Origin of the sequence: Idiomarina sp. UBA4206 (assembly GCF_002383015.1) — a bacterium.
Lineage (GTDB): Bacteria > Pseudomonadota > Gammaproteobacteria > Enterobacterales > Alteromonadaceae > Idiomarina > Idiomarina abyssalis.
Map to the genome: position 1 here is coordinate 120733 of NZ_DFTS01000043.1, position 11514 is coordinate 132246.

11 protein-coding genes are annotated in these 11514 nt (G+C 48.7%); 4 read left to right on the forward strand and 7 right to left on the reverse strand.

Features of this window, described 5'->3' with window-relative positions; translation table 11 throughout:
• Positions 1 to 25: 25 nt before the first annotated feature.
• Positions 26 to 2179, reverse strand: coding sequence for a flagellar biosynthesis protein FlhA (gene flhA, locus B3180_RS09685; RefSeq protein WP_271331656.1), 2154 nt, complete (start codon positions 2177 to 2179; stop codon positions 26 to 28).
• A gap of 158 nt (positions 2180 to 2337) precedes the next feature.
• On the opposite strand from flhA, the gene B3180_RS09690 reads away from it, so the two are divergent.
• The 4 genes from B3180_RS09690 to B3180_RS09705 are packed head-to-tail and all read left to right on the forward strand — an operon-like array spanning position 2338 to position 3812.
• The gene (locus tag B3180_RS09690; protein ID WP_054486779.1) at positions 2338 to 2754 is read left to right on the forward strand and encodes a prepilin-type N-terminal cleavage/methylation domain-containing protein; all 417 of its coding nucleotides are present in this window, start codon (positions 2338 to 2340) and stop codon (positions 2752 to 2754) included.
• Positions 2748 to 3257, forward strand: a complete 510-nt coding sequence (locus B3180_RS09695) for a PulJ/GspJ family protein (RefSeq protein WP_271331601.1) — start codon at positions 2748 to 2750, stop codon at positions 3255 to 3257. The genes B3180_RS09690 and B3180_RS09695 overlap by 7 nt, the downstream gene beginning before the upstream one ends.
• 35 nt (positions 3258 to 3292) lie before the next feature.
• The gene (locus B3180_RS09700) at positions 3293 to 3487 is read left to right on the forward strand and encodes a Type II secretion pathway-like protein (RefSeq protein ID WP_271331602.1); all 195 of its coding nucleotides are present in this window, start codon (positions 3293 to 3295) and stop codon (positions 3485 to 3487) included.
• Positions 3468 to 3812 (forward strand): PulJ/GspJ family protein, encoded by a 345-nt coding sequence (locus B3180_RS09705; protein ID WP_271331603.1) that lies wholly within the window; start codon positions 3468 to 3470, stop codon positions 3810 to 3812. The genes B3180_RS09700 and B3180_RS09705 overlap by 20 nt, the downstream gene beginning before the upstream one ends.
• 113 nt (positions 3813 to 3925) lie before the next feature.
• On the opposite strand, the gene ispH is transcribed toward B3180_RS09705, so the two are convergent.
• From ispH to murJ, 6 genes are all read right to left on the reverse strand, one after another.
• Positions 3926 to 4870: a 4-hydroxy-3-methylbut-2-enyl diphosphate reductase gene (gene ispH / locus B3180_RS09710; RefSeq protein WP_199493147.1), complete on the reverse strand. Its 945-nt coding sequence runs from the start codon at positions 4868 to 4870 to the stop codon at positions 3926 to 3928.
• Between the two features lie 36 nt (positions 4871 to 4906).
• Entirely contained in the window at positions 4907 to 5347 is a 441-nt protein-coding gene (gene fkpB, locus B3180_RS09715; protein WP_054486769.1) for an FKBP-type peptidyl-prolyl cis-trans isomerase, read from the reverse strand.
• 10 nt (positions 5348 to 5357) lie between these two features.
• Complete coding sequence (gene lspA / locus B3180_RS09720; protein WP_054486767.1) at positions 5358 to 5885, reverse strand: signal peptidase II; 528 nt, start codon at positions 5883 to 5885, stop codon at positions 5358 to 5360.
• Positions 5878 to 8712 carry an isoleucine--tRNA ligase gene (gene ileS, locus B3180_RS09725; protein ID WP_286844271.1) on the reverse strand — a complete coding sequence of 945 codons (2835 nt, stop codon included), beginning with the start codon at positions 8710 to 8712 and terminating at the stop codon, positions 5878 to 5880. The genes lspA and ileS overlap by 8 nt, the downstream gene beginning before the upstream one ends.
• Before the next feature lie 26 nt (positions 8713 to 8738).
• Positions 8739 to 9677 carry a bifunctional riboflavin kinase/FAD synthetase gene (gene ribF, locus B3180_RS09730; RefSeq protein WP_286844273.1) on the reverse strand — a complete coding sequence of 313 codons (939 nt, stop codon included), beginning with the start codon at positions 9675 to 9677 and terminating at the stop codon, positions 8739 to 8741.
• A gap of 61 nt (positions 9678 to 9738) precedes the next feature.
• Positions 9739 to 11301, reverse strand: coding sequence for a murein biosynthesis integral membrane protein MurJ (gene murJ / locus B3180_RS09735; protein WP_273023200.1), 1563 nt, complete (start codon positions 11299 to 11301; stop codon positions 9739 to 9741).
• Positions 11302 to 11514 lie beyond the last annotated feature (213 nt).

Genomic DNA, 11514 nt, shown 5'->3' on the forward strand with positions numbered 1-11514 from the left:
GTTTAATCTTCACAAGCGACTCCCGTTACTCTTGTGTGGCGGTTTGTTCACCACCGTTTTGTTGTCCACCAATTGAGCTGACAATGCGAATTTGTTTATCATCCGGTACTTCCTGATAGGACAACACTCGCATACCATCGGTAGCGTGACGCGCAAATCGCGCCATGGTTGACCGCAGAAGTCCGGAGGTCAGCAGTACTGAAGGTTCACCATTCATTTCCTGCTGCTGATGCACTTCGCGTAATGACTGTTGCAGGCGTTCGGCCAAACCTGGTTCGATTCCGGCGCCTTGCTGATTTCCGTCATTACCAGCCATTTGCAATGACTGATGCAACATCTGTTCCAACTCTGGTGCCAAAGTTATGACAGGCAGTTCAGCCGCCCCTTCAGCAATATCCTGAACAATTAAACGGCGTAGTGAGATTCTGACCGCAGCCGTTAATACTTCTGGGTCCTGACTACGCCCAGCATACTCAACCAGGGTTTGTACAATGGTGCGCATGTCACGAATCGCAATACCTTCATCCAATAGGTTTTGCAGTACTTTCACAAAATTGCCCAATGACAGCAGATCCGGAATCAGGCCTTCAACCAGCTTAGGATGCGTGCGACCTAAACGATCCAGTAATTCTTGTGCTTCTTCATGACCCAGTAGCTGTGACGCATGGTTTGTCACTATTTGACTTAAATGTGTTGCAACCACAGTTGCCGCATCCACCACGGTATAACCCAGGGTCTGCGCATGCTCTCGTTGTTCCGGACGGATCCAGACCGCATCCAGGCCAAAGGCAGGGTCAGTTGTTTTTTCGCCTTCCAATTCGCCGAAAACCTGACCCGGGTTAATCGCCATTTCCCAGTCATGGCGAATTTCAGCTTCGCCCATAGTCACACCCATTAGGGTAATTCGGTAACTGTTAGGGCCTAAATCCAGGTTGTCTCTGATATGAACAGCTGGCACCAGGAAACCAAATTCCTGTGACTGCTTCTTACGCACGCCTTTTATGCGTGACAGGAGCTCGCCGCCCTGCTGCTTATCGACCAAAGGAATTAAACGATAGCCAACTTCCAGACCAATAGTGTCTACATGGCGCACATCGTCCCAGCTAAGCTCTTTTTGCTGCGCCTGCTGGACTTGCTGCTCCTGTTCTTTCTCTACCAGCTCGCCTTCTTCGACTTTTGACTTTTTAAGCTTAAAGTACGCTGCACCGGCTAGTACCGCTGACATACTCAAGAACGCCAGATGTGGCATACCCGGGATAACACCCATAGCAAAGAGTACCGCACTGGTAATGACCAAAACCTTGGGGTTATCAAGCAGTTGCAGTACAACGGCATCACCCATGTCTTTACTGTCATTTTCGCGAGTAATGATAATGGCGGTAGCAACCGACAGTAATAAAGAGGGGATTTGCGCGACCAGGCCGTCACCAATGGTCAACAGTGTATAAACTTCCACGGCCTCATTAAAGGTCAGGCCGTACTGGATCATACCAATGAGCAGGCCGCCGATAATGTTAATAAAGAGAATAAGGATACCGGCTATGGCGTCCCCTTTTACGAACTTACTGGCACCGTCCATAGAGCCGTAGAAATCGGCTTCACGGGTTACGTCACTGCGTCGGGCTTTGGCTTCTTCCTGATTGATTAAACCCGCGTTCAGGTCGGCATCAATAGCCATCTGTTTACCCGGCATGGCATCAAGGGTAAAACGGGCAGTAACTTCTGAAATACGGCCGGCACCTTTGGTGATAACCACAAAGTTAATAATAACCAGAATGGCAAACACCACCAGACCAACGGTGTAGTTACCGCCTATGACCACGCTACCGAAGGCTTCAATCACTGAGCCCGCCGCGCCGGGGCCGTTATGACCTTCCAGCAAAACAATACGGGTTGAGGCAACGTTAAGGCTTAACCGTAAGACCGTAGCAATAAGCAATACCGTCGGAAACGCAGCGAAATCTAGCGGACGTTGGGTATAAACCGCCACCAGCATAACTACCAGCGACAAGGTAATTGAAAACGAGAACAGAATATCCAGCACCATGGCCGGAATTGGCAGAACTACCATCGCCAGAATGGCCATAATGGCCACAGGCGTTCCGAATCCTTTAATCAGATGCGCGTTGTTCTGCGTGAAATTTCTTAAACCTACTAACTTTTCGGCACCGCCCGCCATACGTCTTCCTGTTGCGTCAAAAAGTTGAACCTGCGGTGCTTCATTCAAGAATCGAGCCAGCTTTTTAAATATTTTCTGACTCGTTGATACGTTTTGGCCTACAGATATTTATCGTCTGGCAGCTACACTCTCTGCTCTTTAACAAAAAGGTTATTACCGTGCGTGGTTATTCCCTCGTTGAAATGCTTATTGCACTGACAATTAGCGCTGGCTTAGGTGCGTTATCAATGCCGTTATTGAGTCAACAAATGGAGACCTTACTGTTGCAGCAGGCCAGTAATCGCTGGTTGTTGTATTTGCATCAAGTAAAAGCAAAGGCACAGAAGGAACAGCGCTCAATAGTTGCTGAACTGGTACCTCTTGACGCTCGCTCCAGTGTTTTTAAAGCAATGACAGAATCGACGTACAGCGCAGCAAGTCCACTCAAGTTCTACGGTAACTCCGGTGCGGCTGTACCTGGGCATGTCCGGATTGTAAGCGGTGACAGAATGATAAAAGTAATTATAAGCAGCAAAGGTCGCATTCGCTCTTGCGTTAGCCTTGGCTCGCCATTGCCCGGAACCTCATTATGCTAGTTAGTAAAAGTAATGGCTATAGCTTGGTTGAAGTACTCATTGCTGCTGCACTTGGTTCTATTATTGTGATTACCACTCAGCAAATAATGCAGTGGCAAAAGGGCGCTCAGTTTCGTGCGGTGTCGAGTGCTCAATTTATACTGGGTGGGCAAGCCGTTTCTTATGAGTTTTTTGAAAGCCTGAATCAGACAATCGCGAGCAGTGTGCAAAATCCACAAAGCAATTGCTTTATTTTCCCTACCCAAAGCGGCGGGTCGGTTGGCTTTCGGGTCAGGAACTCCCAGTTACAGCATAACCCTATGACACTGGACTGTTCAGGGTATGGTTGGCAGTCACTGACCGACAAGACACAGTTTGAGGTTCAGGAGTTAATGGTTGAAACCAGTGTTCCGCCAGTGGCTGACGGCGCCTCAAAGCTTTTTATTACACTGATTATTTCACGAGTCACTAAAAACGGCGTACAAGAGCAACCGTTTAAACGAAGCATAACGATATTTTCTTAGCCCTATGCTCTTAACCACAGAGAAGGATGTTCACAATGCAAGCGAAAGGATTCGCGTTAATACTCACCTTAGTAACACTCATTAGTCTAAGCTCCGCAAGCATCGCTGCCCTGTTTTTCTACGCGCAAATGCTGGAAGCTCAGCAAGAGCATCAGTGGCAAGTACTTTCTGGCCAGTTAGAAGCCGATTTTAACCGACAGAAAGAACATTATGAGTCAGCGCAAAAGTAAAGGTTTTTCCCTGACCGAAACCTTGGTTGCTTCTGCAATAGTCGCTATTTGGGCTGTCAGTAGTCAGCAGCTGCTTCAGATTGGGTTAGGCGCTATTGAAAAAGCAAAGCGCAAAGCCCAGGCCGTCGAAGTTTTGAATCGCTATATACAAGACACCCATATTGACTGGATAAATGGCTCTTCCCCATCACCTGAAGTCATTTCAAACGGTTTTATTATCCATTCAGATGTTAATTCAATAGACGAAAACAACGCTTCTATGGATGTTGAAATAACCTGGAGAGAAGAAAATAGGTATTTATTGAAAATCTGGCTGTCTCGATAAAATTAGCAATAACTTAAGTATCAGCTTTGCGAAGATTCCTCAATTGCTTTCATGTGAAAAAGTGAGAAGGAGCAATACGTTAAAACGCATCGCTCGTGCGCTAGATATTAGCGTTACGCTGCCGGGTGCGGCCTTAGCTCTGGCGGAATTGAGAAAGTGATATTTTCCTCACGACCACTGAGTTCAATGGCGGTTTTACCACCCCACTCCTGCAGCTTAGCAATAACCTCCTTCACCAACACTTCTGGTGCAGAAGCGCCAGCGGTTACCGCAACTTTATCGTGACCTTCTAACCAGGCTTTGTCGATACAACTGGCATCATCAATTAGATAAGCCGGAGTTCCCATTTTCTCTGAAAGTTCGCGTAAGCGATTTGAGTTTGAGCTATTACGTGCGCCCACCACAAGCATAACATCGGCATCACTGGCTAATTCACGCACCGCATCCTGCCTGTTTTGAGTGGCGTAGCAGATGTCGTCCTTACGTGGACCATTAATGTCAGGAAACTTCTGACGTAAAGCCTCTATAACATCGGCGGTGTCATCAACCGATAAGGTTGTCTGGCTCATATAATGGAGGTTTTTCGAGTCTTTCACTTCCAGTTTATTCACGTCTTCAGGCGATTCAACTAAGTAGATACCACCATCGGCGTTCTTATACTGACCCATGGTGCCTTCAACTTCCGGGTGTCCCGCATGGCCAATGAGTACACATTCATGTCCCTTTCGACTGGCACGCGTCACTTCCATATGAACCTTGGTTACCAAGGGACACGTGGCATCAAACACCCTCAAACCGCGATCTTTGGCTTCTTGTCTGACCGCCTGAGAAACGCCATGAGCGCTAAAAATAACGATTTGGTCGTCCGGCACTTCGTGCAACTCTTCCACAAATACCGCACCGGCATCGCGCAGCTTGCTGACGACATACTTGTTGTGAACCACTTCGTGACGCACATAAATCGGCGGCTCGAATATTTCCAGGGCCCGCTCGACTATAGTAATAGCGCGATCAACTCCGGCACAAAAGCCACGTGGGTTCGCCAACAAAATCTGCATCATTTCCTCCTGCGCTCAGCCCGCTTGTTTAACCAGTCACGGCTCAACGCTGATAATTTCTACTTCAAAAATCACCGTTTGTCCGGCTAACGGATGATTAAAATCGATGGTCACTGTTGGACCTTCAATTTTACGAACAATTCCCGGTAAATCGGTACCATCGGGTTGAGTAAACGCCAAAATAGCGCCAACTTCCGGTTTTGTTTCGTCGCTAAACTTTGCCGAGTCGACATAGTAGTAGTTGTCCGGGTTGGGTTCGCCAAAAGCGTCTTTGGGCTCTAATGTGAACTCACGCTCGGCGCCTTCACGCAGGCCGACCAGACAAGCTTCAAAGTTTTCCGTCAGGCTACCATCGCCCATACGAAACTTCGCCGGCTTGCCAGACATTTTGGTGCTGTCCGCAACCGAACCATCGGCCAGTTTAATGGTGAAATGCATAACCACTTCACGTCCGTGCTCAATAGGTAAACGACTCAAACGAAACTCCTTACTGCTTGTGACCGTCTTCGGCTTTATCCCGACGGTTATCAAAAAAAGCTTCCAACAACATGAGTGCAGCACCAATAGTAATAGCCATGTCCGCTACGTTAAAGGCCGGCCAATGCCACCCCTGATAGTGCACATCAAAAAAGTCGATGACATAGCCGTACATTAAACGGTCAGCGACATTACCAATAGCCCCTGCCAGAATCAGCGAAAAGGCCAGGTTCTGGCGCCACAAGCCTACCGGGTTACGACGCATCCAGATAAGCAAAACAGCACTAATAGCAATAGCGATAACGGTAAAGAACCAACGCTGCCAACCACCACCGTCACTTAGAAAGCTAAATGCGGCACCATAGTTGTGCACGTAGGTGAAGTTAAATAAGCCTTCAATAACAACCCGACTTTCGTAAAGCTCAAATTCACCTGCAACCCAAATCTTCGTAATTTGATCAACAACCACCAGCAACAAGGTTAGCCACAAAAAACGTAGCCCGGTTGCACGGTTAGTCTGGTTAGCAAAATCAGGCAAAACGACGCTCCTCACCTTCACCTTCAATATTAGTTACACAACGCTGGCATAAATGGGCATGGCTCTCTAATGTGCCAACCTCTTGGCGATGATGCCAGCAACGCTCGCACTTCTTGTATTCCGACTTCGTCACACTAACCGCCAACGCCATCTTTTCAGCTTTAACTGCGTCGGCAGGTGCATCATTAATAGAAGCCACTTGCGCTTCTGATGTCAGCAGTGCAAAACGCAGTTCTTCACCTAAACGGTTCAGAGAGGTCGCCAGCTTATCATCAGCATACAAGGTCACTTCGGCCTGCAATGAACCACCAATAACATCGTTACGGCGTGACTGCTCCAGTGCCTGATTAACCACGTCACGAATTTCCAGCAACTGCATCCAGAAGGCGTTTTCATCGTCTTTCACACCGGCAAATTTATCAAAGCCCTGATACCAGTTTTCGGTAAAGACATACTGACTGCGCTCGTTCGGCAGCAAGTCCCAAATTTCCTGAGCAGTAAAGCTACAAATTGGTGCCATCCAGCGCACCAGTGCCTCAGCAATATGATACAGCGCTGTCTGGCAAGAACGACGAGCCAGTCCTTCCGACTTTGCGGTGTACTGACGGTCTTTAATGATGTCCAGATAGAAACTACCCAGTTCAATTGAGCAAAAATGCATAAGCTTCTGCACTACGCTATGGAACTGATAGTTGTCGTAAGCTTCCAGCAGTTCTTTCTGCAAGTCAGCGGCCCGACCCACAATCCAGCGGTCCAGTTCAACCATGTCTTCTCTGGCAACTAAGTCCGTTTTAGGGTCAAAACCGGTTAAGTTCGCTAATAAGAAGCGCGACGTATTACGAATGCGACGATACGCATCCGCAGAGCGTTTAAGAATTTCATCAGAAACCGTCATTTCGCCGGAATAATCTGCTGATGCAACCCATAAGCGCAGAATATCGCCACCCAGCTTATTCATCACGTCCTGCGGAGCAACTACGTTCCCGATAGACTTCGACATCTTGCGGCCCTGTGCATCCACAGTAAAGCCGTGAGTCAGAACCTGATGGTATGGCGCTTCCTCATACATAGCCACACCAGTAACCAACGAGCTCTGGAACCAGCCCCTGTGTTGATCCGAACCTTCTAAATATAAGTCAGCGGGCCAGCGCAGGCCATCAAACTCACGCAGTACGCAGTGATGCGTAACACCCGAGTCAAACCAGACATCTAACGTGTCGGTTACTTTGCGGTATTTGTCAGCTTCATCGCCCAGCAGCGTTTCCGGCTCTAAATCAAACCACGCCTGAACACCTTCTTTTTCAATAAGCTGAGCGACCTTTTCCATCAGCTCCAGCGTGTTTGGATGAAGCTCATCGGTCTCGCGATTGACGAAAATAGCAATGGGGTTACCCCAGGTGCGTTGACGTGAAATACACCAGTCCGGGCGCCCTTCTACCATAGATTCAATGCGGCTTTGTCCCCACTCAGGGAACCAGCCCACTTTTTTGATTTGATCTAACGCACCGGCACGCAAACCTTTCTTGTCCATGCTGATAAACCATTGCGGCGTTGCACGGAAAATAATTGGCGTTTTGTGGCGCCAGCAATGCGGGTATGAGTGACGGTAGCTTTCTGCATGCATCAAGTTACCGACCTCACGGAGCTTGTCGACAATAGGCTCGTTTGCTTTAAATACATGCTGCCCGGCAAACAGTGGCGTATCGTCTTTGTACACACCGTTATCACCAACCGGGTTATAAACTTCAATACCGTATCGTTGGCCTACCAGGAAGTCATCGACACCATGGCCTGGTGCCGTATGCACACAACCGGTACCGCTTTCAGTGGTTACGTGGTCACCCAGTATTACCGGCACCTGCAACTCAAACAACGGATGCTGTAGCTGCAGACCTTCTAAGTCTTTACCTTTGCAGAAGCCCAGTTTGTGGTAGTGGGTAATATTCCAGCGCTCCATGCAGTCGTTAACCAAATCATCAGCAAGAATTACTCGCTCTGCAGGCTGGTCATCGCCAGCTTCAATTTGTACTAACGTATACTCAAGCCCTTCTGCCAGAGTAACAGCGCGGTTAGCAGGAATGGTCCACGGAGTCGTGGTCCAGATAACCATGCTGACATCGCCTTCACCGACATGCCCTTCCGGCGTGCTGAAACGCTCGACGGTTTCCGCCGTTGCGGCAACCGGTAAACGCACATCAATAGCCGGTGAGTTTTTGTCCTGATATTCCACTTCCGCTTCAGCCAGCGCTGAACCACAGTCTGTACACCAGTGAACCGGCTTAAAGCCCTGGTGCAAATGACCATTATCAATGATTTTTGCCAAAGCCCTAACACTGTCCGCTTCCTGCTTAAAGTTCATGGTCAGGTAAGGGTTATCCCAGTCACCTAACACACCCAGACGTTTAAAGTCTGTGCGTTGCTGATCAATTTGGGTCATGGCATATTCGCGACATTTTTCACGAAATTCTGCCAGGTTTAATTTTTTACCCGGCTTACCGTGCTTTTTTTCTACCTGCAACTCAATGGGCAGACCATGGCAGTCCCAGCCCGGTACATAAGGCGCATCAAAGCCGCTTAAGGTTTTTGCCTTAACAATAACGTCTTTTAAAATTTTATTTACGGCGTGACCAATGTGAATTTGCCCGTTCGCATACGGAGGGCCGTCGTGCAGAATAAATTTAGGCTTGCCCGCTTTAGCTTGACGAATTTGACCGTACAGGTCAGCCTCATACCACTGCTCCAGCATTTTTGGCTCGCGCTGAGCCAGGTTACCGCGCATAGGGAACGCTGTGTCTGGCAAGTTTAAGGTGTGTTTGTAATCACTCATGGGTCACTGTTTCCATTTCCGCATAGTTACTGACTCCGGCACGCTAATGCATCACGTGCGCGGGCGGCATCTTTTTCAATTTGTTCTTGTAAGTGCTGTAACGACGCAAACCGTTGCTCGTTACGCAATTTGGCCACTGGCGTGACCGTCATCTGCTGACCGTACAGATTGCCTGAAAACTCAAACAAATGCACCTCCAGCTGTACTTCATCGCCATTTAATGTTGGCCGGGTTCCTGAGTTAGCGACACCGGAATAGGTTTTTCCGCCCTTACCAAGTTGAGCAGTTACCGCGAACACCCCGTGTAGCGGGCTTTTTAAGCGCTTTAGCGGCACGTTAGCGGTAGGAAAACCAATAGTTCGACCATTCTTTCGCCCGTGTACGACTTTCCCGCACATTTGATAAGGCCGGCCCAGCATTTGTTCCGCCAGATCAAAGTCGCCTTGCTCTAATGCCTGGCGTATGGCAGTACTGCTTACGCGCTGTTGCTGCTGGCGATAACTGCGGGTGTCCACCACTTCAAAACCCAGCTCTTTACCGGCATTTTGCAGCAACTCAAAGTCGCCTTCACGTTTATAGCCAAAACGAAAATCGTCGCCTACCACCAGAAACTTAACACCCAGCTTGCCAACCAAAGTCTGCTCAATAAACTCACGAGCTGGCTGACTGGCAAACTTCTTATTAAATTCAATGACAATATGTCGGTCGACATTTTGAGCCTGTAGAGCGAGATACTTTTCACGCCAATTGGTTAGCCGTGCAGGGGCTTTTTCAGGTTGAAAAAGCTCTTGCGGTTGCGGCTCAAAGGTCATTACCGCTGAAGGGACGCCCAGCTGCTGCGCTTTTTCACGGACCTGACTCAATACCGCCTGATGGCCCAGGTGAACACCATCAAAGTTACCGATGGTCAACACACAGCCGTTATGCTCAGCTCTTAGGTTATGAGTACCGCGAATCAGTTCCATGCCCGCACAATCTTAATGTTTTCCGGAAAAGACGCGATTATAACTGATACTGAAGCGATAATCAGTACTCACGCGCACGGAAATGTCGTGGCCTCATACCGGTTATTACAAGCACAGCAATATAAATCAGCGCGCCGAACCCAATCACCTGCGCCAAAAGCCAGGGTCGCTCAACTAGAGAACTGGTTCGCCACGCATCAATGTCCGGGCTCAACCACAGCACACCCGCTATCATCGCCGTGGTGGCAAACAGCACCTGGAGTATAAAGCGTCCGGTTCCCGGTTGCTTTTTCAGCACGCCTTCACGCCATAAAGTAACGCCCAACAACCCCGCGTTAATAGCCGCAGAGGCTGCCGTTGCCAGGGCTAATCCGACATAACTAAAAGGAATGGCCAAAGCAATGTTAAACACCATGTTTGCCGCCATAGCAATAATACCGTACTTCACCGGTCGCTTAGTATCCTGCCGGGAGTAGAAGCCCGTCGCCAGCACTTTCACCATCATAAAGCTCAACAAGCCTGTGGAATAGGCCATAAGACTGTACGACGCCATACGTGCGTCGTCCGGGCTGAAGGCGCCGTGCATGAACAACACCATGAGCATGGGCTCTGCTAGTACAAAAAGCCCCGCCATGGCCGGTACACCCAACAACAGCACCATACGAATGCCCCAGTCGAGGGTAGAACTGAAGTTTTCTTTTGACTGGTCTACGTGGCTTGAAGAAAGCGCCGGCAAAATAACCGTGGCAATGGCAATACCAAATAGCCCAAGTGGGAATTCCAGCAACCGATCCGAGTAGTAAAGCCAGCTAATGGAGCCTGTCATTAAGAAGCTGGCAATGAGGGTATCCAACAGCAAATTAATTTGGCTAACCGATACACCAAAGATAGCCGGTAACATCAGTTTGCGAATTTTGGTTACGCCTGGATCTTTCCAGCCCCATTGGGGCTTAACCAGCAACCCGGCTTTTTTAAGAAACGGCAGCTGAAATAAAAGCTGAATTAACCCACCAAAAAATACGCCCCAGGCCAGTCCGTATTCCGGTTGCTCTAATTGCGGCGCCAGCCAGATAGCCGCCGCAATAATGGCGACATTCAGAAACACCGGGGTGAAAGCCGCTACCGCAAATTTACCCAGAGTATTGAGTATGGCTCCTGCCATGGCGGTAAAACTAATAAACCACAAGTAAGGAAATGTAATACGAAGTAGGTCACTGGCCAGTACAAACTTGTCCCCTTGCGGCCCGTCGTTCCACCAATCTAAAAACCAACCCATGCCGAAAAGCGCTGCCACAACCGGGGAAGCGACCACGCCGAAGATTGTCACCACAGTAACAATAGTACCTAAAGTACCGGATACCCGAGCTATCAATAGTTGCTGTTCCGGCAACTCTTTACCCTGCTTATATTCAGTCAGAACCGGTACAAACGCCTGCGCGAACGCACCCTCGGCAAAAAGTCGGCGTAAGAAATTAGGGATCTTATTGGCAAAGAAAAACACATCCGCTGCAGCACCGGCACCCATCAGGTTGGCAATGACCACATCGCGCACCAAACCCAATACACGCGATATAAGAGTCATAGCACTGACGATAAATCCTGAACGGAGCAAAGCTTTTGACAAGAGAGATCCTTTCGGCTGACAGCTAAGTTTCTGTTTTTGATTGTAACTGAGACCAATGGTGGATGCTATTTTATCAAAACCTGACTTAAAGCGGTGAGTTTTTCCCTTTTCGCTGTTGACTTTTACAGCAGAAAAGGCATAATCTGCGGCCTTTATAAGAGAAGCGTTCTGTTAATGAATTTAGGAGTTCACCTTGGCTAACATTAAGTCTGC

Bases quoted from the DNA above. Each gene is read 5' to 3' on its own strand.
- flhA (WP_271331656.1), bottom strand. From the start codon at position 2,179: ATGGCGGGCGGTGCCGAAAAGTTAGTAGGTTTAAGAAATTTCACGCAG.
- B3180_RS09695 (WP_271331601.1), top strand. From the start codon at position 2,748: ATGCTAGTTAGTAAAAGTAATGGCTATAGCTTGGTTGAAGTACTCATT.
- B3180_RS09700 (WP_271331602.1), top strand. From the start codon at position 3,293: ATGCAAGCGAAAGGATTCGCGTTAATACTCACCTTAGTAACACTCATT.
- B3180_RS09705 (WP_271331603.1), top strand. From the start codon at position 3,468: ATGAGTCAGCGCAAAAGTAAAGGTTTTTCCCTGACCGAAACCTTGGTT.
- ispH (WP_199493147.1), bottom strand. From the start codon at position 4,870: ATGCAGATTTTGTTGGCGAACCCACGTGGCTTTTGTGCCGGAGTTGAT.
- ileS (WP_286844271.1), bottom strand. From the start codon at position 8,712: ATGAGTGATTACAAACACACCTTAAACTTGCCAGACACAGCGTTCCCT.
- ribF (WP_286844273.1), bottom strand. From the start codon at position 9,677: ATGGAACTGATTCGCGGTACTCATAACCTAAGAGCTGAGCATAACGGC.